General features: G+C 74.6%; 15 protein-coding genes (1 of these 15 cut by a window edge). 10 read left to right on the plus strand and 5 right to left on the minus strand.

The features are described 5' to 3' along the window. From AB5J73_RS28400 to AB5J73_RS28410, 3 genes are all read left to right on the plus strand, one after another. A protein-coding gene (locus AB5J73_RS28400) for an SDR family NAD(P)-dependent oxidoreductase (protein WP_370961719.1) crosses the window boundary here: on the plus strand, positions 1–2937 show its 3' portion. 24171 nt of this gene lie to the left of the window's left edge; the window shows 2937 of its 27108 coding nt (coding positions 24172–27108); its start codon lies beyond the left edge, outside the window; the stop codon is at positions 2935–2937. Between the two features lie 99 nt (positions 2938–3036). Next, positions 3037–5034, plus strand: coding sequence for a carbamoyltransferase (locus AB5J73_RS28405; protein WP_370961720.1), 1998 nt, complete (start codon positions 3037–3039; stop codon positions 5032–5034). After that, on the plus strand, positions 5031–5231 hold the full coding sequence (locus tag AB5J73_RS28410) for a hypothetical protein (RefSeq protein WP_370961721.1): 201 nt from the start codon (positions 5031–5033) through the stop codon (positions 5229–5231). Before AB5J73_RS28405 ends, AB5J73_RS28410 begins: the two co-directional genes overlap by 4 nt. A 33-nt stretch (positions 5232–5264) precedes the next feature. On the opposite strand, the gene AB5J73_RS28415 is transcribed toward AB5J73_RS28410, so the two are convergent. The 3 genes from AB5J73_RS28415 to AB5J73_RS28425 all read right to left on the minus strand — a co-directional run bounded on the left by AB5J73_RS28415 (position 5265) and on the right by AB5J73_RS28425 (position 14045). Further along, positions 5265–7964, minus strand: a complete 2700-nt coding sequence (locus AB5J73_RS28415) for an AAA family ATPase (RefSeq protein ID WP_370961722.1) — start codon at positions 7962–7964, stop codon at positions 5265–5267. Positions 7965–7969: 5 nt separating this feature from the next. After that, positions 7970–11080, minus strand: coding sequence for an AAA family ATPase (locus AB5J73_RS28420; protein WP_370961723.1), 3111 nt, complete (start codon positions 11078–11080; stop codon positions 7970–7972). 160 nt (positions 11081–11240) lie between these two features. Then, the gene (locus AB5J73_RS28425) at positions 11241–14045 is read right to left on the minus strand and encodes an AAA family ATPase (protein ID WP_370961724.1); all 2805 of its coding nucleotides are present in this window, start codon (positions 14043–14045) and stop codon (positions 11241–11243) included. A 318-nt stretch (positions 14046–14363) separates the two neighbouring features. Between AB5J73_RS28425 and AB5J73_RS28430 the strand changes: the two genes are divergently transcribed. Beyond that, on the plus strand, positions 14364–14804 hold the full coding sequence (locus tag AB5J73_RS28430) for a PTS sugar transporter subunit IIA (protein WP_370961725.1): 441 nt from the start codon (positions 14364–14366) through the stop codon (positions 14802–14804). Positions 14805–14811: 7 nt separating this feature from the next. Here the strand turns inward: AB5J73_RS28430 and fbaA are convergent, their stop codons facing one another. Further along, on the minus strand, positions 14812–15843 hold the full coding sequence (gene fbaA, locus AB5J73_RS28435; RefSeq protein WP_370961726.1) for a class II fructose-bisphosphate aldolase: 1032 nt from the start codon (positions 15841–15843) through the stop codon (positions 14812–14814). A 204-nt stretch (positions 15844–16047) separates the two neighbouring features. Between fbaA and eno the strand changes: the two genes are divergently transcribed. Further along, positions 16048–17331 (plus strand): phosphopyruvate hydratase, encoded by a 1284-nt coding sequence (eno, locus tag AB5J73_RS28440; protein WP_370961727.1) that lies wholly within the window; start codon positions 16048–16050, stop codon positions 17329–17331. A 130-nt stretch (positions 17332–17461) separates the two neighbouring features. Here the strand turns inward: eno and AB5J73_RS28445 are convergent, their stop codons facing one another. Then, positions 17462–18070: a MerR family transcriptional regulator gene (locus AB5J73_RS28445; RefSeq protein WP_370961728.1), complete on the minus strand. Its 609-nt coding sequence runs from the start codon at positions 18068–18070 to the stop codon at positions 17462–17464. A 192-nt stretch (positions 18071–18262) separates the two neighbouring features. On the opposite strand from AB5J73_RS28445, the gene AB5J73_RS28450 reads away from it, so the two are divergent. The 5 genes from AB5J73_RS28450 (at position 18263) to AB5J73_RS28470 (ending at position 23035) form a co-directional block, all read left to right on the plus strand. Beyond that, entirely contained in the window at positions 18263–18994 is a 732-nt protein-coding gene (locus AB5J73_RS28450; RefSeq protein WP_370961729.1) for an alpha/beta hydrolase, read from the plus strand. Beyond that, positions 18991–19533 (plus strand): TetR/AcrR family transcriptional regulator, encoded by a 543-nt coding sequence (locus AB5J73_RS28455; protein ID WP_370961730.1) that lies wholly within the window; start codon positions 18991–18993, stop codon positions 19531–19533. The genes AB5J73_RS28450 and AB5J73_RS28455 overlap by 4 nt, the downstream gene beginning before the upstream one ends. An 85-nt stretch (positions 19534–19618) precedes the next feature. After that, the gene (locus AB5J73_RS28460; RefSeq protein WP_370961731.1) at positions 19619–20755 is read left to right on the plus strand and encodes an LLM class flavin-dependent oxidoreductase; all 1137 of its coding nucleotides are present in this window, start codon (positions 19619–19621) and stop codon (positions 20753–20755) included. After that, complete coding sequence (locus AB5J73_RS28465; protein ID WP_370961732.1) at positions 20752–22041, plus strand: NtaA/DmoA family FMN-dependent monooxygenase; 1290 nt, start codon at positions 20752–20754, stop codon at positions 22039–22041. Before AB5J73_RS28460 ends, AB5J73_RS28465 begins: the two co-directional genes overlap by 4 nt. A 76-nt stretch (positions 22042–22117) precedes the next feature. Further along, positions 22118–23035 (plus strand): ABC transporter substrate-binding protein, encoded by a 918-nt coding sequence (locus AB5J73_RS28470; RefSeq protein WP_370973369.1) that lies wholly within the window; start codon positions 22118–22120, stop codon positions 23033–23035. Positions 23036–23039 lie beyond the last annotated feature (4 nt).

Genomic DNA, 23039 nt, shown 5'->3' on the forward strand with positions numbered 1-23039 from the left:
TTCGGCGAAGTCGTCGCCGGGCTCACCTTCGCCGAACCGAAGATCCCGGTGCTCGCTTCGGGCGACGTCACCGACCCGGCGCACTGGGTCCGGCACGTGCGCGACACCGTCCGGTTCGCCGATGCCCTGGACCGGCTCGCCGGGGCGACCCGGTTCGTCGAGGTCGGCCCGGACGCGGTGCTGGCGGGCCTGGTCGACGTGCCGGACGCGGTCGTCGTGCCGGTTGCCCGCCGCGACCGCGCCGAGGAGCGGACGTTCCTCACCGCGCTGGCCCGCCTGCACGTCTCCGGGCTCGACGTCGACTGGACCACCGACGGGCCGCGCGCCGACCTGCCCGCCTACCCGTTCGAGCACCGGCGGTTCTGGCCACCGGCCCGCCCGGCCGGCGACCCGCGCGGCGGGCACCCGGTGCTCGGCGCGGCCGTCGAGGTGGCCGGAACCGGCACACTGGTCAGCACCGGCCGCCTGTCGGCGGCCACCCAGCCGTGGCTGGCCGACCACACCGTCTTCGGGACGACCCTCGTGCCCGGCACGGCGTTCCTCGACCTGGCCCGCCACGCCGGCGCCGAGGCGGGCTGCGCGCGCGTCGGCGACCTGACCCTGCTGGCGCCGCTGATCCTCACCGGCGGGGTCACCGTGCAGGTTTCCCTCGGCGCGCCCGGCGCCGACGGCCACCGCCCGGTGGAGATCCACTCCCGCGGCGACGACGGGGCGTGGACCCGGCACGCGACCGGCGCCGTCACCCCGGACGTCCCGCCGGCGGACTTCGAAGCCGGGGACTGGCCGCCGGTGGCCGCGGTCCCGGTCGCGCTGGACGGCGCCTACGAAGGACTGGCCGAGCGCGGCTTCGCCTACGGCCCGGCGTTCCAGGGCCTGAAGGCGCTGTGGCGGCACGGCGATGAGCTGTTCGCCGAGGTCCGCATCGCCGACGCCGAGGGCTTCGGCCTGCACCCGGCACTGCTCGACGCCGTCCTGCACGCCCAGCTGGTGGCCGACCCCGACGGCCCGCCCGCGCTGCCGTTCACCTGGCGCGGGGTGGCGGTGCACCGGCCCGGCGCGACCGACCTGCGCGTCCGGCTGGCCCCGGCGGGGCCGGACACGATCGCGCTGGCGATCGCCGACGCGGCCGGCGCGCCGGTGGCGTCGGTCGAGGGCCTCACCGTCCGCGAAGCCGGGCAGCCGCGTGCCGCGCACCTCTACCGGCTGAACTGGACACCGATCGCCGCCGCGCCCGCCGACGTCGTCACGGCGCCCGGGTACGCGCTCGCCGACCCGGCCCGCGCGCTGGCCGAACTGGCCGTGGTGCCCGGGTTCGCCGAGGTGGCCGTCCCGGCCGGAGCCGACATCCGCGCCCTGACCGCCGAAGTGCTGGCGCTCGTGCAAGCGTGGCTGGCCGACGCGCGCTTCGGCCCGGCGAAGCTGGTCGTGCGGACGCGGGGTGCGCTCGACGGCGAAGACCTCGCCGCGGCCGCCGTCTGGGGCCTGGTGCGCTCCGCGCGGCAGGAGAACCCGGACCGGTTCGTGCTCGTCGACTCCGACGGATCCCTGGCCCCGCGGGACTTCCTCGGCAGCGGCGAGCCCGAACTGTCCATTGTGGACGGAGTGGTGTCGGCCGCGCGGGTCGGCCGGGTCACGCCGGGCGAGCCCGGTACCGGGTGGGACCGCGACCGCGCGGTGCTCGTCACCGGGGGCACGAGCGGCCTCGGCGCGCTGGTCGCCCGCCGCCTCGCCGCCGACGGGCACCGGCACCTGGTCCTGGCCGGCCGGTCCGGCCGGGCCGAACCCGGCCTCCTCGACGACCTGGCGGAGCTCGGCGCCCGAGCCGACGTGCGGGCGTGCGACGTCGGTGATCGCGCGGCGGTCGCGGCGCTGCTCGACGGCCTCGACCTCACCGCCGTGGTGCACGCGGCCGGCGTCCTCGACGACGGCGTCGTCGGCGCGCTCACGCCGGAGCGGTTCGACACCGTGCTGCGGCCGAAAGCCGACGGTGCCCGGCACCTGCACGAGCTGACGGCCGGGCGCGACCTCGCCGGGTTCGTGCTGTTCTCGTCCCTGGCGGGCACGTTCGGCGGGGCCGGGCAGGCGAACTACGCGGCCGCGAACGCGGTCCTCGACGCGCTCGCCGTCCACCGGCAGCGCCGTGGCCTGCCCGCGGTGTCGCTGGCCTGGGGACCGTGGACGGCCGAGACCGGCATGACGGCGGCCCTGCCCGAAGCGGAGATCCGGCGGCTGGCCCGCGCGGGCGTCGGGCTCCTCGCCGCCGACGACGGCCTGGCCGCGTTCGACGCCGTCCGCGCGGGCGCGGATCCCGTCGTGGTGCCGGTGCACCTCGACCTGCCCGCGCTGCGCGCCCTCGACGACGTCCCGCCGGTGCTGCACACCCTCGTTCCGCCCCGGCGGGCCACCGCCCGCCCGGCGGCGGCCGGGCCGGACCTCGCGCCCCGGCTGGCCGGGCTCGGCGCGGCCGAGCGGATCGAGCTGCTGCTGGACGTGGTCGCCGACGCCGTCGCGGTCGTGCTCGAACACGACGACCGGGACAGCGTCGGGCCGGACCAGGCGTTCACGGAGCTGGGCTTCGACTCGCTGACCGCGGTCGAGCTGCGCCGGCGCCTGACGGCGGTGACCGGCCTCGCGCTGCCGGCGACGCTGGCGTTCGACCAGCCGACCCCGCGCGACCTCGCCCGGCACCTGGCCGAGCTGCTCGCCCCGGACGTGAAGCCGGAGCAGGCGATCCTGGCCGACCTGGCCCGGCTGGAGCAGGCGTTGCGGGACACCGCGATCGACCCCGGCGCGCACGAGGAGATCACCGCGCGCCTGGAGCGGGTGCGCGGTGCGTGGAGCGGCCGCGAGGACGTCGACGGCGGCTTCGACTTCGACGAGGCCAGCGACGACGAGATGTTCGCGCTGCTGGACGAAAAGCTGGGAGCCGGCGACTGACCGCAAGCCGATCACGGATTCTCGCGGGAAAACCCCAGTCCGCGTTGCCTACGCTTCGCCAATCGTCCCAGTCCTTAGGAAAAAGATTGGCGAACCGCGATGCTGATTCTGGGAATAAACGGCAACTTCTCGGCCGAAGGCGAAGAGATCGCCCGGGTCGAGGAGTATTCGTTCCACGACTCCTCCGCGAGCTTGATCCGGGACGGCGAACTGGTCGCCGCGGTCGAGGAGGAGCGACTCAACCGGATCAAGCAGACCACGAAGTTCCCGGCCAGAGCCGTGCGCGCGTGCCTGGCGAAGGCGGACGTGAGACCCGAGGAGGTCGACGCGGTCGGGTTCTACGTCACCGAGGACTTCGCCGACAGCACCCTCAACGAGCTCTACATGCGCAATCCGCGCGTCCCGGCGCGCTATTCCCGGGAATTGATCAAGGAACGCTTCGCGAAAGACCTCGGCTGGCGGCTGCCCGACGAAAAGCTGCTGTTCTTCAACCACCACTACAGCCACGCCCTCTCGACCTACACCCGCTCGGGCTTCGACGACGCGCTCGTGCTGGTCGCCGACGGCCGCGGCGACTGGGAGTCCACCAGCGTCTACAAAGCGGTCGGCGGCAAGCTCGAAGTCCTCGCACAGGTCCCGGCGATGTTCAGCCTCGGCCTGCTCTACAGCCTCGGCACCTGGCGGCTCGGGTACGGCGTCGGCGACGAGTACAAGGTGATGGGCCTGGCGCCCTACGGCGACCCGAGCGTGCTCCGCCCGCAGCTGGAAAGCCTCTACGGCCTGCTGCCGGAAGGCCAGTTCTACTTCACCTTCCGCCCCGCGGGCTACCACTACATGCAGGACTTCTACGCCGACCCGGCGCTGGCCCTGCGGCGCAAGGGCGAGGAGTTCACCCAGGACCACAAGAACTTCGCCGCCGCACTGCAGGAGGCGCTGGAGAAGATCCTGACCCACGTGCTGGCGCACTGGGCGAAGGAAACCGGGCTGCGCAAGCTGGCCTTCGGCGGCGGGGTCGCGCACAACTGCAGCTTCAACGGGAAACTGTTGCGCGGCGGTCTGTTCGACGAGGTCTTCGTCCACCCGGCGTCGCACGACGCGGGCGCGGGGGAGGGCGCGGCACTGGCCGCGCACGAGCGGCTCACCGGCTCCCTGCCCGCCCCGATCCGGTTGCGGCGCGCGGACCTCGGCCCGGACGTCGGGACGGCGGCGGAGATCGAGACCGCGCTGAAGGCGTGGTCGGGCGTGGTCGAGTTCGAGGCGCGCGACGACGTCACGACGTGGTCGGCGGGGCAGCTCGCCGAGGGCGCGGTGCTCGGCTGGGTGCAGGGCGCGTCGGAGTTCGGGCCGCGCGCGCTCGGGTACCGCAGCATCCTCGCCGACCCGCGGCCGAAGGAGAACCAGACGCGGATCAACGCGATCGTCAAGAAGCGCGAGAGCTACCGGCCGTTCGCGCCGTCGGTGACCGCCGAAGCCGCCTCCGGGTACTTCGAGATCCCCGAGACGCGCGGGAACTTCGACTTCATGTCCTTCGCGCTCCAGGTGCGACCCGAACGCCGTGAAGAGCTCGGCGCGGTCACCCACGTCGACGGCACCGCGCGGGTCCAGGTCGTCGAAGCGGACGCGAACCCGCGCTTCCACGCGCTCATCGAGGAATTCGGGCGGGTGACCGGCACGCCGGTGGTGCTCAACACGTCGTTCAACAACAACGCCGAGCCGATCGTGCAGACCGTGGCCGACGCGGTGACCACGTTCCTCACCACCGACCTGGACTACCTGGTGGTCGGCGACTTCGTCGTCCGCCCGGGCCTCGACCGGACCGCGGCGCTGGCCGAGCTGGTCTTCTCGTTCCGCCCGGTGACGCGGCTGCGCACGACGGCCCGCGCCGACGGTGACGCCGCCCCGGAGACGGTGCACCAGGTGTACCTCGACTACCCGGGCGGCCCCGAGCTCACGGTGCGCCCGGAGACCCACGAGCTGCTGACCCGCCTCGACGGCCGCACCCGGATCGGCGACCTGGCACCGGAGCTGACCCCGGCGGTGGCCGCCGAGCTGCAGGAACTGTGGAACCTGCGGTACTTCACGGTCGCCCCGGCATGACGGCGACCGTGACCGCCGACGCGGTGGCCGAGGCGTACCACCAGTGCCGGGACGCGACGGAGCTGCTCGGCGGCCTGGTCCTCGACGCCGGCGGCGCGCGGACGTCGGAGCAGGCGTTGCGGGAGGCCCTTTCGGCGACCCGCGCGGCGGTGGCGGCGGTCCGCTTCGCCCTGGTGGCGGACCACGGCCGGCCGTGAGCCGGCGGGGGCTTCCCGCGCGGGAAGCCCCCTTCAGCCCATTGTGGAGCGGGTGCCCAGCACCGACGCCAGCTGGGCCCGGCCGTCGATCTTCAGCTTGCGGTACAGGCTCGTCAGGTGCTTCTCGACCGCCCGGCGGCTGATGCCGAGCTCGACGGCGATCTCGGTGTTCGTCCGCCCGCCCGCCGCCAGGCGCGCCACGGTCGCCTCGCCCGCGGTCAGCTCCGCGGTGGCCCGGGGCAGCTCCGCGTGGCCGAACGTGCCGTCCTCGCGGGCTTCCAGCCGGCCCGCGCCGCAGCTTTCGGCCAGCTCCCGCGCGCGGGCCAGCAACCGCCGCGCCGCCGCGGGTTCCGTCTCGCGCAGGCACGTGCCGAGGTCGGCGCACGCCTTGGCCGCTTCGAGCTCGTCCGGCGCACCGTCCAGCAGCTCGACGGCCTCCCGCAGCAGCTCGGCCGCGCGCGGCCGGTCGGCCAGCGCGGCGAGCACTCGCAGCGACCGCCCGACGGTCGTGGGCGCACCCCACGCGACGGAGTGGCGGTGGTGCTCCTCGGCGAGCTGCCGCGCCTGGCCGGTCCGGCCGAGCCGCCGGGCCAGCAGCGCCGCCGACCCGCGCCACGCGTAGATCGCCGGGTTGCGCCAGCCCGCCCGGTCCAGCACGCGGCCGCGGTCGAGGAACTGCGCCAGCGCCGCGTCCGGGTCCTCGCGCGCGGCCAGCATCCCGCGCAGGCCGCGCCGGACCGCGAACACCGCGAGGTCGTCGGTGTCGGGCAGGCCGCCGAGCACGTGCCGGGCCAGGTCGCGGCGGCGCGCGGAGTCCGCGACCAGCGCCAGGGTCGTGGCCGGCAGCGCCAGCACGTCGTAGCCACCCGGCTCGGCCGCGCGGAACGCCCGTTCCGCCGGCTCCGCGGCTTCGGCGAACCGGCCGCGCGAAAGCAGTGCCAGCGCCTGGTGGACGTCGACGAGCACGCGCGTCGCCGTCGTGGCCCGCGGCCCGCCCGCCGACGCCAGCCACGGCGCGACGGCGTCCGGGCGGCCGGCGGCGATCAGGACCAGCGGGACGATCCGCAGCGCGGTGCCGGCCCGGACGGTCCGCGCCGGCTCGTGGTCCAGCAGGACGCCGGCGTGGCGGGCGGCTTCGCCGGCGGTGACGTGCCCGCCGAGGGTGGCGGCCAGGAGCAGCACCGCGCGCAGTTCCCGCTCGCCGGCGTTCCGCGGCGGCCCGGTCAGCTGCCGCAGCCGCCGCGCCGCCGCGGCCTTCCGGCCCGGCTCTTCGAGCGCGGCGAACCAGTCCCGGGCTTCCAGGCGCGGCGCCAGGCCGGGGTCGTCCGCGGCGGTCGCCGTCCGGACCAGCTCGGTCACCAGCGGCCCGCGCGCGGCGGCGGTGAGCGGGATCCGGGCGACCGCGTCGGCCCGCTCCCGGCCCGCGGGCAGCAGCGGCGCGGCCTGCACCAGGTACCGCACGGCCGCGCGCGGATCGGGTTCGGCGGCGGCCAGTTCGGTGAGCAGCCGGGCCCGGCCGGGATCGCCGGGCGGCACGTCCAGCAGCGCCCGTCGCAGGTAGCGCGCGGCCAGGTCCGGGGCACCCCGGCGCTGGGCGGCGACGGCCGCGGTGCGCAGCGTCGCGACGTCTTCGCGGCCGCGGAGGGTGTCGACGCTGAGCAGCTGCGCGGCGACGTGCTCGGGCGGAAACCCCTGCGCGGTCAGCAAAGCCGCCGCCGCCCGGTGCGCGTCGGCGGCGTCGGCCGCGCTGCGCGTCTCCTCGACCACCCGCACCAGCGCGGGTTCGGGGACCAGCCGCCCGTCGACGGCGGTGCTCAGCCACGCCTCCCCGAGCAGGGAACCGGCTTCGGCGCACGCCGCCGCGTCCAGCCCGGCCAGCCGCGCGACCAGCTCGGGTTCCGCGTGCCGGCCGAGCGTCACGACCGCCCGCGCGAGTGCCTCGACCTCCGGCTCCCGCCGGACCAGCAGCCGCAGCCGTTCCCGGCGCACGGCGGCGCCGAGTTCGCGCAGCGGCACGCAGTCCGCGGCCCGGCCGCCCAGCCGGTGGGCGAACGCGCGGGACAGCAGCTCGTCGAGCTCCTTCGGCCGCCCGCCGGTGAGCTCGTGGCAGGCCGCCGCGAACGCCGGGTCGGTCCCGCCGCCGATCCGGGCGGCGGCCACCCGGCGCGTGCCGTCCGGGGACAGCGGCCGCGCCCGCACCCCGGTCCCGGCGCTCCGTTCGATCTCCGGCAGCGCCGGTGCGCGCGGTGCGTCCGGCAGCACCACGGCGAGCAGCACCCGCGTCCCGCGCAGCCGTCCGGCGAGGAAAGCCAAGGCCCGCACCGAAGGTTCGTCGGCCCAGCGCAGGTCGTCGACCAGCACCACGACCGGCTCGTGGGCGGCCAGTGAAAGCAGCAGGACGTGCAGGCCGTGGAGCAGCGGCACGGCATCGGCGCAGGACGTGCCGGCCGCGCACCGGAGCAGCTTCCCGGCGAGCGGCGGCAGCGCGGCTTCGCACGGATCGCCGTGCAGCGGCAGGACGAGCTGCCGCACGACGCCGAAGGGGAAGTCCCGCTCGGCGGCCGCCCCGCCCGCCCGCAGCACCCGCGCGCCCCGGCGGGTGGCGAGGCGGCCGAGCAGCCGCAGCAGCGCCGTGCGGCCGGTCCCGGTTTCCCCGCGCACCGCGACGACCCCGCCGTCCGTCCGCAGCGCGCCGGCCAGGGCGGCTTCCTGCGGTTCGCGTTCGAACAGCACCCGCGTCAGCCTCCCGGCGTCCGGGTGGGCCAGTGGTCGGCGAGCGCCGCCCGGCCCTTGAGCCCGAGCTTGCGGTACACCTTGGTCAGCCGCAGTTCGACGGTCCGCAGCGCGATCGACAGCTCCCGGGCGATCTCGCGGTTGGCGAGCCCGCGGGCCGCGAGCTCGGCGACGTCGCGTTCGGCCGGGGAGAGCGCGTCGGGGCGGGGCACCGGGAACCGCGGCGCGGGCAGCGGATCGGCGGGCCGCCGCGGCGCGGGAACGGCCCGTCGGCTCCCGGCGGCGCCCCGGTCCCGCAGCGCTTCGAGCGCGGCGGCCGTACCCCACCGTTCGGCGAGGGCCAGCTCTTCGGCGGCCAGCGCGGCGGCGGCCCCGTGGTCCCCGAGCCGGCGCAGCGCGAGGCTCGCGGTCGTGCGCCAGAGGGCGACCATCGGGTTGACCCACCCGCGCGAGCGCAGGACGCGGCCGCACTCGAGGGCCGCGTGGAGCGCGGCGGCCGGGTCGTCTTCGGCGAGGGCGAGTTCCGCCTCGGCGTGCCGCAGGAACGCGGCGGCCGCCCCGTGGTCACCACCCCGCGGCAGCGGCTCGGCGCCGAGGTGCCGCGCGTGTTCGAGCCGCCCGAGCCGCAACTGCGCGGTGATTTCGACGGCGGCCCGCACGGGCACGGCAAGGGGGTGCCAGCACCGTACGGGCAGCTCCCGATCAGCGGCAGCGAGATCGCGCAGCGCCTCTTCGGCACGATCATCCCGCAGCGCGGCGGCAGCCCGGTGCACGAGCGCCTGAGCGGCAGCGGCCCGGGCATCCCGCCGCCGCGCGGCGGAGACAAGGACGGTCAACCCCTCGACGGCATCGACCAGAGCCCCAGCCCAGAGCAAGGCCCGGCAGGCGGCGATCCGCGGCATGAGCGGCGCCTCTTCTCGCACGACGAGAGCACGAGCGGCGAGGTCGAGCACGGCCCCCCGCTGTTCCCCGCGCACGGCAAGCCGAAAGGCGGCAATCCCGGCGGCGGCGGGGTTTTGGGTGCCGAGGGTGTCCGGGTCGAGTGCTGCCTGGTTTTGGCGGGGCAAGCCGAAGGGGGCGGAGTGCTCGCCTTTGCCGGCTGCGGCCGGGCCGGTCGTGTTGGTGGCTTCGGCTGGGCGGCCTGTGTCCGGAGCAGCTGTGCCCTGGCCGACTGCACCCGAACCGGCCGCGGCTGGGCCGGTCGTGTCCGGTCCGGCTGTGCCCGGGCGGGCAGTGGCGGGGTGGGCTGTGCCTGGCCCGAATGCGTCCGGGCGAGCTGTGTCCGGGTGGGTTGCGGCTGGGCCGGTCGTGTCCGGTCCGGCTGTGCCCGGGCGGGCAGTGGCGGGGTGGGCTGTGCCTGGCCCGAATGCGTCCGGGCGAGCTGTGTCCGGGCCGATGGTGTCGAGGCCGGCCGGATCGGGGCCGGGCAGTGGGGGGACCGGCATTTCCGGGTCGGCCGCGGCTTCCTCCCTGGCGAGCCGGCCCAGGGCGGCCAATGTCGGGTCCACAGTGGACGCCCGGCCCGGTTCCGCGACCAGGCGGTGCACGGTGTCGGCGTCGCCGCGAGCCAGGAGGAGGTCCGCCGCCGTGGCGGCTGCCGGGAGGGTGGCCAGTGCCGGTTCCGCCAGGACCTGGACCAGGCGCCGGTCGGCGTGGTCGGGTTCGCGGCGGACGACCGCCGAAGCCAGGCGGACCAGCAGCGCCGCTCGCTCGGCCGGGGCGGCGGGCTCGGTCAGCGCGCGCCGCAGGGACTCGGCCGCCGCCACCGGGTTGCCCTGGGCCGACCACTGCTCCGCCGCCTCCTCGAGCACCGCCCGCGCCCACGGCTCACCGACCGGCGGTGCGGAGCGCAGCAGCTCCGCCGCGACCAGCGCACCCGCTCCGGTGCGGTGCGCCAGTTCCGCGCCCCGCCGGTACAGCCCGTCCCGTTCCGGCTCGGTCAGCTCCGCCAGCACGTCCGCCGCCAGGTGCGGCTCCGCCGGACGCCCGTCCGCCACCAGCCCACTCGCCTCCAGCGCGCTCAACGCACCGGGCACGTCCGCCGCCGCCACCTCGGCCAGCCCGACCGCCGCGACGACGTCCAGCCGCTCCGAAACCGACATCGCCCGCAACAGGGTCAGCGCCGCCGCGGGCAGCCCCCGGCGGATCCGGGCCGCCCGCGCCGAGACCACCGCCCGCCCGGCAGCCGCCACCCGCGCCGGATCCCACCGCCCACCCGGCACGGCCCACCCAGCAGCAGCCGCCCTCACCGGATCCCACCGCGCACCCGGCTGATTCACCGCTCGCCCGGCAGCCGCGGTCCACGGCGCGGCTGAAGTCACGGCCGGCCCGGCCACCTCCGGCTGTGCGGCGATGTCGTGCGGCCCCGCAGGCCTGGTGACCTCGTGCTGCCCCGACCAGGTGGCCGCCGCCTGGCGCTCGGCCGGCCCCGCCGGAGTCACAACCCGCCCGGTGCCCGCCCCTACCGAATCCCACCGCGGGCCCGCATCCTCCGACCCCGTCGCCCACTGGGCGGCCAGCTCGTGCAGCACCGCCGGGCGCCCCCGGACGACGTCGAGCACCGCCGTCTCCACCTCGGCCGGCAGCTCGCCCAGCACCCGCCGCACCAGCGTCGCCGTCTCCGCCGGCGTCAGCGGTGCCAACGGAATCCCTTCGGCGAACGGCTCGTACGCGGTCGCGACCAGCAGCACCGGCACGTCGCCAGTCCGCCCGGACATCTCCGCGAACCACCGCAGCGACCACTCGTCCGCCCACTGCAAGTCGTCGACGGCCAGCACCAGCGCCCGTTCCGCGGCAAGCCCGGCGAACGCGTCGCACAGCCGCCCGGCCGCGCGCTCGCGCTCGTCGAGGCACGCGCTCACCAGGTCGCCGAACTCCGCCGGGGGCACCAGTGCCGCCGCGAGCTGGGTCACCGCTCCGAACGGGACTCCGTCCGGGACGCACGAAGCCGACGCGCCCGGTGCCGCGGCGAGCACCCGTGACAGCAGCGCCGTCCGCCCGGTTCCCGCCGCGCCCGAGATCCCCGTCGTCGCCCCGCGCCCCCGCGACAGTCCCGCGACCAGGTCGTCGAGCACGCTCATCGCGCGTTCCCGGCCGACGAGACGCGGTTCGCGCACGGGACGACCTCCTCCGGCGGCCGGTCGACGTCGACCCGGGCCGAGGGCAGCCTAAGCCGCCTCGGCGGCCACTACACCGGGCCGGGCGCCGGAGCCCGGAGCTCTGCCCGCGCGGCCAGGATTCCCGGGGACAGGCGGGCAAACCGCGACCGACCGTGACTCAGTGGTCGCGCAACGCTTCCGCCAGTTCGGCGCGGCCGCCGATGCCGAGCTTCCGGTAGACGCTCGTCAGGTGCACCTCGACCGTGCGCTGGGTGATGAACAACGACTCGGCGATCTCCCGGTTGGTCGCGCCCTCCGCGGCCCGCTCGGCCACCCGCCGCTCGCTGCCGCTCAAGGCGTCCGACGGCGAATCGGTGCCGTGGCGCATCCGGCCGCCCGCCTCGGCCAGCGCCGGCAGCGAAAGCCCGAGCTGCTGCTTGTCCCGGCTCAGCACGGAAAGGTCGATCGACCGGCGCAGCCGTTCCCGCGCGCCCTCGGCGTCGCCGCGCGCCAGCAGCCGCCTGCCGAGGTGGTATTCGGCCTTCGCCTGCTCGATCTTCGCGGGCGAATCCGCCAGGAGCTCGGCCGCGTCGCGCAGCCGCTCGATCGCCGCGTCGCCGGCGGCGAGCACCCCGCGCGACGTCTCGAGCATGCCCAGCGCCCGGTTGGTGCCCCAGCGGCGGACCGCGGGTTCGACGCCGTCGAGCACCGCCTCGCCCTCGGCGGTCCGGCCGAGCCCGGCCAGCAGCTCCGCCGACTCGTACCACCACGGCGCCAGCACGGGGTTGCCGATCCCGTTGCCCGCCAGGCTTTCCCCGCATTTGCGCAGCACGGCGAGCGCGCCTTCGGCAGCACCGGAGGCGGCCCGGGCGCGGGCCTTCGCGATCAGGTACCAGTGGTACTCGAGCGTGAAGTGCTCGAGCCGGGGCCGCACGATCGCGGCCAGCGCCGCCTCCGCCCCGGCCGGGTCGCCCTGGCGCACCAGCAGCGAGCCCAGCACGGTCTGCGGCATCGCCGTGCCGGGTGCCCAGCGCTCCTGCGTGATGACGTCGAACGAGTACTGCGCGTCCGCCAGCGCGTCGGTGAGGTTGCCGCAGAACTGGTGGACGAGCGCGCGCGTGGTCGCGCCGAGGACGTAGGTCCACCCCTGGCCGCGGCGCTGCGCGTGGTCGAGCACGCCGCCGAGCGCCGCCAGCGCGGGCTCGGGCCGGTCGGCGAGGTAGAGGGTGAGCACGGCGCCGAGCACGGCCCAGCCGCCCGGGGCGACGTCGCCGATGCGCAGCACCTGGGCGGCCTGGGCGACGACTTCGGCGGCGGGACGGCCCTGCAGCGTGCCCAGCGACGAGAGCATGCCGAGCAGCTCGCGCTCCTCGGCGGTGTCGCCCGGCGGCGGGACGACGTCGCGCAGCCTCGCCCCGACCTGGGCGACCGTGGCTTTCTCGTCCAGCCCGGACAGCAGCAGCGCCGACTGGCCGACCATCCGCAGCGCCCGGTCGGCGGGGGAGGGGTCGGGACCGGCCACCGCGTCCAGCGCGTCGGCCACCTCCGTCGCCAGCGCGTAGGACCGCCGGGAGTTCTGCGCGCCCAGCGAAACCATGACGTACTGCATGACGATCGGCACCCGCCGCCGCGGGTCGGCCACGAGCCCGAGTGCGCGCTCCAGGTGCCGCAGCGACCCCGCCGGGTCGGTCTGCCCGAGCACCCGGGACAGGTGGACGAGCACGGCGACGTCGTCGGCGTGGGCCCGCAGCACCTGCTCCAGGTACCGCGCGGCCGCCGCGGGGGCGCCCCGGCTCTCGGCCGCCGCGGCCGCTTCCCGCAGCACGGTGACCATCCACGGCTGCGGCGGCCCGTCGAGCACCAGCAGGTGGACGGCGACCTCCTCGCTGGAGCGGCCGCTGTCGTTGAGCAGCGTGGCCGCGCGCTCGCGCAGCCGGGCCAGCTCGGCCGGCTCCGCGGTGTTCAGCGCCGCCGCGCGGATCAGGTCGTGGGCGTAGTCCAGCCGGTCCGGTTCGAGCAGCTCGCCGTCGCGCAGCGCCTGCACGGCGTGGCGCGCCGGCCCGGGCCGGGTGCCGGCGAGCGCGGCGATCGTCTCCAGCTCTTCACCGCCCAGCACCGCGATCGCGCGCGCGACGGCCAGCGCGTCCGGGGACAGCCGGTCCAGCAGCGGGCGGACCACGGCTTCCCGGCCGAGCTCCTCGAGTTCGCCGACGTGCCCGGCGTCCGGCGGCACGCGGTCGCGCAGCGCGCCGACCACGCGGTCGAGCAGGAACGGGTTGCCACCGGTGATGTCGACCGCGTGGCGGACGAACTCGGGGTCCGGGGCCGCGCCGAACCCGGCCGCCAGGACGTCGGCGACCGCGCCGGCGGCCAGCGGCGCGAGGTCGACCGCGAGGCAGTTCGCGGCCGTGCCGAGCTCGGCGAGCACCGCCGGGCCCGGCCCGTCGGACCCGGTGCGCTGGGTCATCAGCACCAGCACCGGCAGGTCTTCGGCCCGGCGCAGCAGGAAGCCGAGCCACCGCAGGGAAGTCTCGTCGCACCACTGGACGTCGTCGACCGCGAGGACGACCGGGCCGCGGGCGGCCAGGCCGGCCACCAGCCAGTAGAGGCCGTGCATGACCGAGTAGGTGTCGGCGGTGCCGTCGGCGCGGTCCGGGACGAGCGCGGGCAGGGCGAACCGGGCGCTGCCGGTGAGCAGGCCGGCCTCGCCGGCGTCGCCGCGCGGCCACAGTGGACCGAACAGCGCCCGGACCGCTTCGTAGGCCCCGGAGCCGGTGTCGGCGCAGGTCACGGTGAGCACGGTGGCGGCGGTCCGGTCCAGCTCGTCGAGCGCGGCGGCGAGCAGCCCGGTCTTCCCGATCCCGGCGGGCCCGCGCAGCAGCACCGCCTGCCCTTCGCCGAGGGCGGCGGCGCGCGCCCGGTCGGTGAGCACCCGCAGTTCCCAGTCCCGGCCCGCCAGATCCGGCCGTCGTGATCCCCGCACACCACTCCGAACAGCCACAGTTCTCCCGTCCGCGCGCGATCGCCGGAGCCCGTTCCGGCGTTCCCAGCCTGGCCCATCGGCCGGACGCGCGCGGCACCGGGCCCCGCCGGCCGCGGAACCCGGATTTCCCCGGACTTCGCCGGAAAAGCTTGACAATGCCGCCGTGTAATGAATTCGAAGTATTTTCGCGTAATTCTTTCGAATGGTGTGACGCGCGACCGGGTTTTCCCCGGATCGCGTTCGCGTGGCGTACCGTGAGCGCGCACGACGACGTGACCAGGCCGTCTTTTCTCCGCATCCCCAGGGAAGAACCAACCAGTGACGAACGAAAAAGCGCTGCCCTTGTCCGTGCGCTCGGTGGAGCTCGGCGTCCGGGCGGCCACCCGCTGGGAAGCCTTGGCGCACATCGGGAATTCCCTCGAAGGCTCCGGCTCCGTCCACACGGGATACCGTGACTCGCTGCACGCGCGGGAACGCCGTGCGTCGACCTACCTCGGGCACGGGATCGCCGTTCCGCACGCTTTGCACGTCCACGACTACCTGCTGGTGAATCCGGGGCTGGCGTTCACCCGGTTCACCGTTCCCGTGCCGTGGGACGGCGAACGGGTTTCGCTGTGCATCGCGATCGCCGCGTCGGCCGCCGAGCACGTAGAAATCCTCTGCCGGCTCACCGCGCTGCTCGTCCACCCGACGCACCTGGACGTCCTGCGCGCGTCGGAGGATCCGGGGGAAATCACCCGGATCCTCCGGGAAGCGTGAAAATCGGTTACTTCAGCCGGGTGCCGGCCGACCCGAGCGCTTCGCAGGCTTCGACGATCCGGGCCGCCATGCCGGTCTCGGCGGCCTTGAGGTACGAGCGGGGGTCGTAGACCTTCTTGTTGCCGACCTCGCCGTCGATCTTCAGGACGCCGTCGTAGTTCTTGAAGAAGTGGTCCACGATCGGGCGGGTGAACGCGTACTGGGTGTCGGTGTCGACGTTCATCTTCACCACGCCGTAGGACACCGCTTCGCGGATTTCCTCCGGCAGCGAGCCGGAGCCGCCGTGGAAGACCAGCTCGAACGGCTTCGACCCGGCGTCGAGGCCGAGCTTCTTCGCCGCGGCTTCCTGGCCGCCCTTGAGCACGTCGGGGCGGAGCTTGACGTTGCCCGGCTTGTACACGCCGTGGACGTTGCCGAAGGTCGCCGCGAGCAGGTAGCGGCCCTTCTCCCCGGCGCCGAGGGCGTCGATGGTCTTGAGGAAGTCGCCTTCGGCGGTGTAGAGCTTTTCGTTGATTTCGGCTTCGACGCCGTCTTCTTCGCCGCCGACGACGCCGATCTCGACCTCGAGGATGATGTGCGCGGCCGCGGTCTTGGCCAGCAGCTCGGTGGCGATCTCGAGGTTTTCGTCGAGGTCGATGGCGGAGCCGTCCCACATGTGGGACTGGAAGAGCGGGTTCTGGCCGTTCTTGACGCGCTCGGCGGAGATCTCGATGAGCGGGCGGACGAAGCCGTCGAGCTTGTCCTTGGGGCAGTGGTCGGTGTGCAGCGCGACGTTGACGTCGTAGCGCGCGGCGACGACCTGGGCGAACTCGGCCAGCGCGGTCGCGCCGGTGACCATGTCCTTGACCTTCTGGCCGGAGGCGAATTCGGCGCCGCCGGTGGAGAACTGGATGATGCCGTCGCTCTCCGCCTCGGCGAACCCGCGGATGGCGGCGTTCACGGTCTCGGACGAGGTCACGTTGATGGCGGGGTAGGCGAACTCGCCATCCTTGGCGCGGTCGAGCATCTCGCGGTAGACCTCGGGGGTGGCGATGGGCATGCTGCGCTCCACTTCGGACTCGGGGTGGGTTCCGGCGGAACGCTAGCGGCGCGATGCTGGGGTTTTCCCCAGTGGCGGCCCGGTAGAACGGTGGTACCGGTCCGGCCGGTGGCAGGTGACGACGTCGTCCCGCCCGTGCCGTGTTCGTCCCGCCGGCCCTTCCCTGAACCCGAAGTGCGACCTCGTCGTGCGCTGAGGAGCGAAATGACTGCCATCGTCCAAGTCACCGGCCGGGAGATCCTGGACAGCCGCGGCAACCCGACCGTCGAGGTCGACGTCGAGCTGGCCGACGGGTCGTTCGGGCGTGCGGCGGTGCCCTCGGGGGCGTCGACGGGCACGCGCGAGGCCGTCGAGCTGCGGGACGGCGATCCGGGCCGGTTCCTGGGCAAGGGGGTCCGGAAGGCCGTCGCCGCGGTGAACGGCGAGGTGGCCGCGGCGGTCGTGGGTCTCGACTCGCGGTCGCAGGTCGAGGTGGACCGGGTGCTGTGCGAGCTGGACGGCACGCCGAACAAGGCGCGCCTCGGCGCGAACGCGATCCTCGGGGTGTCGCTGGCGGTGGCGAAGGCGGCCGCGCAGGCGCACGTGCTGCCGCTGTACCGCCACCTGGGCGGCGAGGGCACGTACCGGCTGCCGACGCCGATGATGAACATCGTCAACGGCGGTGCGCACGCCGACAACGGCATCGACTTCCAGGAGTTCATGATCGCGCCGGTCGGCGCGTCCAGCTTCGCCGAAGCGGTCCGGGTCGGGGCCGAGGTCTTCCACACGCTGCGGGGGATCCTGCGCGAAGCGGGCCACAACACGAACGTCGGGGACGAGGGCGGCTTCGCGCCCCAGCTCGACACGGCCGAGCAGGCGCTGGACTTCGTGGTGCGGGCGATCGAGCGGGCCGGGTACGTGCCCGGCGACGACGTGGCGCTGATGCTGGACCTGGCGGCTTCGGAGTTCTACGAGGACGGGGTCTACCACTACCGCGGCGAAGGCGTGAAGCGCTCGGCGTCCGAGCACGCCGGCTACCTGCGCGACCTGGTCGCCCGGTACCCGATCGCGTCCATCGAGGACGCCATGGCGGAGGACGACCTGGCCGGGTGGCAGCTGGTGACCCGGGCGCTGGGGGAGGAGATCCAGCTCGTCGGCGACGACGTCTTCTGCACCAACGTGGCGCTGCTGTCCGAGGGGATCGAGCAGGGCGTGGCCAACGCGATCCTGGTCAAGGTCAACCAGATCGGCACGCTGACCGAGACGCTCGACGCGGTCGAAGTGGCCTCGCGCGCCGGGTACGGCGTCGTGCTGTCGCACCGGTCGGGTGAGACCGAGGACACGACGATCGCCGACCTGTCGGTCGCGGTGGACTGCGGCCAGATCAAGACGGGCTCGCTTTCCCGGGCCGACCGCACGGCGAAGTACAACCAGCTGCTGCGGATCGAGGAGGACCTGGGCGAGGCGGCGGAGTACGCGGGCCGCGCGCCGCTGATCCGGAGGCGCTGAGCGGGCCGGCGCCGGGGCGGGTCTGCCGGGCTAGGTGGTGCGAGCCCGGATGCACCCAATGTGGCGTTCGGTGCGTCAGACGCAACCAACGCCACATTGGGGCGCATCCACCGGCGCGGGGGCCCGGGGGTCAGGCTTCGGCCGGGGCCGTGCCCAGCGCGTCGACGAGCGCGAAGTGCCGCAGCCCGGCGAAGAGCCGTTCGCCGAGCAGGGTGGTGATGAGCGCGGTCTCGGCGGGGCGCCGGGCCGGGCCGACGTCGTCGATCAGGGCCGCGTCGACGGCGGCGACCTCGCGGGCGAGGGCGGCGTACTCGGCGAGCTTCCCGGAGACGGCGTCGTGCCCGAGGCCGTGGCAGACGGCCAGCACGGTGACCAGGTTCGCCACGGCGGGATCGGTGTCGTCCGCCGGCGCGCCGAGCAGTTCGCCGACGCGTCCGAGCGCCCACGCCCGCGCCGGCGGGGAAACCGGCCGGACGGTGACCCGGCCGTCCTGCGCGACGCCGAGCACGACCCGCGCCGCGCGGCCGGCGTCGAGCGCCCCGAGCACGTCGGCCACCTCGGCCAGGGAAAGCCCGCCGATCTCGCGCAACGCGCAGACGAGCCGCAGCCGCTTGACGTGCTCGGGGGTGTACTGCGCCTGGTTGGGCCCGACCCGGCGGCCCGCGGGCAGCAGGCCCTCGCGCAGGTAGTACTTGACGGTCGCGACCGGAACACCGGTTTCCGCGCTGAGCTCGGCCATCCGCATTGCGCCCGGTTCCGCCCTTCTCCGCCCGCACCCGCGGGGGAGCCCAGTGAACCGCCCGCGGGCGGGCCCGGCCCAGCGCCGGGCGCGAAGTCTGGTGGGATGCCCAGATTTCGGGCCCGCTCGGTTAACCGGGACACTGTCCCATATAGTAACCGGGACAGTGTCCCACTTGAAGGGTGATCGCTCATGACGACGACGTACGTGCTGGTCCACGGTGCCTGGCACACCGGGCAGTGCTGGGCGCGGGTGGTGCCGCGGCTGGCGGCGAGCGGGCGCCGGGTCTTCACCCCGACGCTGACCGGCTACGGCGAGACCGCGCACCTGCTCGGCCCGGACGTCGGGCTCGGTACGCACACCGCCGACGTCGTGCGGCTGCTGGTCGAGGCCGATCTGCACGACGTCGTCCTGGTCGGGCACAGCTACGCCGGGCTGGTGATCTCCGCCGTGGCCAACCAGGTGCCCGAGCGCGTCGCGCGGCTGGTCTACCTCGACGCGATGGTGCCCACCGACGGGGAGAACGCCCTCGACGTCATGCCGGTCACCCGCAGCATGCTCGGGAACGGCTGGCGCGTGCCGCCGCTGCCCGAGCTGCCCGCGCCGTTCGGGCTGTTCGGCGTGACCGATCCCGGGGACGTGGCCTGGGTGCGGACCATGTTGTCCGACCAGTCGCTGCGCTGCCTCGAAGAGCCGGTGGCCATGGACAACCCGGCCCTCGCCGCGATCCCGCGCACCCACATCCACTGCACCGTCAAGCCCGAGGGGTTCGACCGGCGTCCGGTGCCCGCCGTGCAGCCGAACGGCGAGCCCGCGGACGTGCGGGAGCTGGCCGCCGGCCACGACTGCATGATCACCGAGCCGGCGGGGCTCGCCGCGCTGCTGCTGGACGTCGGGGAGCGGGCCGGTAGCCTGCGGGCGTGAAGCGTGCCGACGCGCGGCGCAACGCCGAGAACGTCCTGGAAGCCGCCGCCGCGGTGTTCGTGACCTCCGGTGTCGAAGCGCCGATCCGGGAGATCGCCGCCCGGGCCGGGGTCGGGACGGCGACCATCTACCGCCACTACCCGACCCGCGCGGACCTGATCCTCGCGGTGTACCGGCTGCAGGTGGAGTCGCTGGCCGAGGCCGGCCCGGCGCTGCTCGCGAGCGAACCGGGGCCGCACCGGGCGCTCGCGGCGTGGATCGACCGGTTCGTCGGCTTCGTCATCACCAAGCAGGGCCTCGCGTCGGTGCTGCAGTCCGACGAACCGTGCTACGACCCGCTCCACGCCTACTTCCTGGAGCGCCTCGGCCCGGTGTGCGCGCAGCTGCTGGACGCGGCCGCGGACGCCGGCGAGATCGCCCCCGGCCAGGACCCGTACGAGCTGATGCGCGGCGTCGGCAGCCTGTGCGCCGGCGCGGGCGCCGCCTACGACCCACGTCACCTCGTGCGGCTCCTGGTCAACGGGCTCCGGCGCGCCTGAGCCGTCCGAAGGGTGGAACGCCCGCCGCCGGCCGGACCGGTTTCTGCACGATGACCGCGTACCCCCGGCGCGAGCGAGGAACGCGATGAGATTCCAGGTCCTGGACATCCTGCCCCACCTGACGAACCCGGTGACCGGCCGCCTGATCCGCACCGACGAGCGCTTCTCGCAGGCGCTCACCTCGGCGCGCTACGCCGAGGAGTTCGGGTTCGACGCCGTCGCACTAGGCGAACGCCACGCCGGGCACTTCCTGAGCAGCGGCGTGACCGTGCTGCTGGGGGCGATCGCCGCGACGACGAGCCGCGTCCGGATCCAGACCGGCGTCTCGGTTCTGTCGGTCCACGACCCGCTGCGCGTCGCGGAGGACTACGCCACCGTCGACCAGCTGTCCCGCGGCCGGCTGGAACTGGTGATCGGCAAGGGCAACGAGCTGCGCCAGCTGCCGATGTTCGGCATCGACAACGGCGACCAGTGGGACGCGCTCGCGGAGAAGTACGAGCTGCTGCGGCGGCTCTGGCGCGAGGAGGACGTCACCTGGACCGGCCGGTTCCGCTCTCCGCTGCACGAGGTGACCAGCCTGCCGCGCCCGTTCGCCGGGGCGCCCCGGGTCTGGCACGGGTCGGCGACGACGGCGACGTCGGCCGAGCTGGCGGCCCGCTGGGGCGATCCGCTCTTCTCCGCGAACGCGATCCAGCCGCGGGACAACTACACCGTGCTGATCGAGCACTACCGCAAGCACTACGCCGAACACGGCCACGACCCGCGCTTCGCCTACGTCGGGGCCGGGGCCGGGTTCCTGTACCTGGCCGACACCACGCAGGAAGCGCGGGAGGCCTTCGGCCCGACCTACGAGCGGATCGTCGAGTTCTTCAACCGGCCCGGGAACCACACGCCGGGCAACGCGATGGAGTTCCCGACCATCGACGACGCGATCGCGCGCGGCCCCGTGCTGGTCGGCAGCCCGCGGCAGATCACCGAGAAGATCCTGTGGTGGCACGAAGCCTACGGGCACGACCTGCAGTCCTTCAGCCTGCCCACGATGATCCCGCACGAGCAGCAGCTCGCCATGCTCGAACGGTTCGCCGCCGAGGTCGTGCCCGTCGTCCGCGCCGCGGCACCGACGACACTGTGGACAGAACACGACCCGTACGGCGGCCGCCCGGCCGTCCACGGGCGCACCGCCGCCGACGCGGCGAGCACGATCGAAGGAGCCGCGCTGTGACCGGGAAGTCCCTGCACTTCAACGCTTTCATCTGGCCGAACGGCTACCACGAGTCCGCGTGGCGCGTGGTCGGCGACGACGTCCGCGGGGTGCTCGGGCTGCCGTACTACGCCGGCATCGCGCGGACCGCCGAGCGCGGTCTGATGGACTCGATCTTCCTGGCCGACAACATCGCCATCGCCGAATACCGCGTGACCCACCTGCCGCAGACGCAGTTCGACCCGATCGCGGTGCTGTCCGCGCTGGCCGCGGTGACCGAGAAGATCGGCCTGATCGGCACCGGGTCGACGACCTACAACAAGCCGTGGGAGCTCGCCCGGCGGTTCGCCACGCTGGACCACCTCAGCGGCGGCCGCGCGGGCTGGAACATCGTCACCACGATCACCCCGCTGGCCGCGGCGAACTTCGGCGAGCGGGCCCACCCCGACCACGCCGACCGGTACGAGCGCGCGCACGAGTTCGTCGACGTCGTCACGCGGGCGTGGGACAGCTGGGACGCCGACGCGATCGTCGGCGACCGCGAGCAGGGCGTCTGGGCCGACCGCGCCAAGCTGCACGCGCCGCGGTTCCACGGCAAGTTCTACGACGTCGAGGGCGTGCTGCCGTTCCCGCGGTCGCCGCAGGGGTGGCCGGTGCTCGTCCAAGCGGGACAGTCGGCCGCCGGGATCGGGCTCGCGGCCCGGTACGCGGAGCTGGTGTTCTCCGGCCCGCCGTCGCTCGAGGCGGCGGTGAAGTTCCGCGCCGAGCTGGGCGCCCAGGTCGTCGCGGCGGGCCGGGACCCGTCGCGGGTGCGCGTCCTGCCCGCGCTGATGGTGACCCTCGGCGGCACCGAGGCCGAGGCGAAGGCGCGTGCGCAGCGGCTGGAAGAGCTGGCCAGCCCGGAGTTCCGCTGGCAGAACGCGTTGTACACCGCGGGTCTCGACCCGGACGCGTTCGACCCGGACGCCCCGCTGCCCGCCGAGCTCCGGGCCGGCGGCGGTTCTTCGCGCCTGCAGCAGCTCGCGGCGGCCGCGCGGGAGCGGCCCGAGGCCCCGCTGCGCGAGATTGCGGCGCGGATCACCGGGGGAGCGGGGCAGGTCCACTTCGTCGGCACGCCGGAGCAGCTCGCCGACCACGTGCTCACCTGGCAGGACGCCGGCGCCGTCGACGGGTTCACCATCATGGGATCGACGCTGCCGTACGAGCTGACCGCGTTCGTCGACCACGTGGTGCCGATCCTGCAGGCCAAGGGCCGGTACCGGACCGAGTACGCGGGCTCGACGCTGCGTGAGCACCTGGCCGGGTGAATCCCAGTATGTGGTTTCTGTCGGTGGTGCTGGTTAGTGTCCTGACCGTCCGATCTTGACGACAGGAGTGTGGGACGTGGGCTGGACCCGGAACATCCGAGTGGCCGCGCTGGTGGCGGTGGCCGCTCTGGGCCTGACAGCGTGCGGCGGCGGGGACGACAAGCCCGCCGCGGCGGGCAAGGGCGGGGCGCCGATCGTCGTCGCGTCCTTCAACTTCACCGACAGCCAGATCCTGGCCGAGATCTACGCGGGCGCGCTGGAAGCCAAGGGCTACCCGGTGACGAAGAAGCTGAACCTGGGCTCGCGGGAGCTGATCTACCCCTCGCTGAAATCGGGCGAGCTGCAGTTCATCCCGGAGTACCAGGGCTCCGCGATCGCCGCCGGCTTCGGCAAGGAGCCGGTGAAGGACGCGAAGGGCGAGCACGAGCAGCTGGCGAAGCTGCTCGAACCCAGTGGCGTCTCGCTGCTGGACTACGCCGCGGCCGAAGACAAGAACACCTACATCGTGAAGGCGGACCTGGCCCAGTCGAAGGGCCTGGCGACCATCGGCGACCTGAAGAAGCTCGACAAGGTCGTGCTCGCCGGCGGGCCGGAGTGCGAGAAGCGCGCGACGTGCTTCAAGGGCTTCACGGACGTGTACAAGCTGACGAACGCGACGTTCCAGACGGTCCAGGAGCTCGGCCCGCGCGTGCAGCAGCTCGATTCCGGTGCGGTCACGGTGATCCCGGTCGACTCGGTGAGCCCGCTGGCCGGCGACCCGAAGTACGTCGCGCTGAAGGACGACCTGGCCATGGTCCCCACCGAGAACGTGGTCCCGGCGGTGAACAAGAAGGTCCTCGACGAACGCGGCGCCGACTTCGCGGCGGCGGTCGACGCCGTGAGCGCGAAGCTGACCACGGAAGGGATGCGCGACCTGAACAAGCGCGTCGACTCGGACGGTGAGAAGGCCGCGGACGTGGCGAAGGACTGGCTGTCGCAGCAGGGCCTCGGCTGACGCC

The sequence above is a fragment of the Amycolatopsis sp. cg9 genome (genome assembly GCF_041346945.1).
Lineage (GTDB): Bacteria > Actinomycetota > Actinomycetes > Mycobacteriales > Pseudonocardiaceae > Amycolatopsis.

Bases quoted from the DNA above. Each gene is read 5' to 3' on its own strand.
- AB5J73_RS28405 (WP_370961720.1), top strand. From the start codon at position 3,037: ATGCTGATTCTGGGAATAAACGGCAACTTCTCGGCCGAAGGCGAAGAG.
- AB5J73_RS28410 (WP_370961721.1), top strand. From the start codon at position 5,031: ATGACGGCGACCGTGACCGCCGACGCGGTGGCCGAGGCGTACCACCAG.
- fbaA (WP_370961726.1), bottom strand. From the start codon at position 15,843: ATGCCCATCGCCACCCCCGAGGTCTACCGCGAGATGCTCGACCGCGCC.
- eno (WP_370961727.1), top strand. From the start codon at position 16,048: ATGACTGCCATCGTCCAAGTCACCGGCCGGGAGATCCTGGACAGCCGC.
- AB5J73_RS28445 (WP_370961728.1), bottom strand. From the start codon at position 18,070: ATGGCCGAGCTCAGCGCGGAAACCGGTGTTCCGGTCGCGACCGTCAAG.
- AB5J73_RS28450 (WP_370961729.1), top strand. From the start codon at position 18,263: ATGACGACGACGTACGTGCTGGTCCACGGTGCCTGGCACACCGGGCAG.
- AB5J73_RS28460 (WP_370961731.1), top strand. From the start codon at position 19,619: ATGAGATTCCAGGTCCTGGACATCCTGCCCCACCTGACGAACCCGGTG.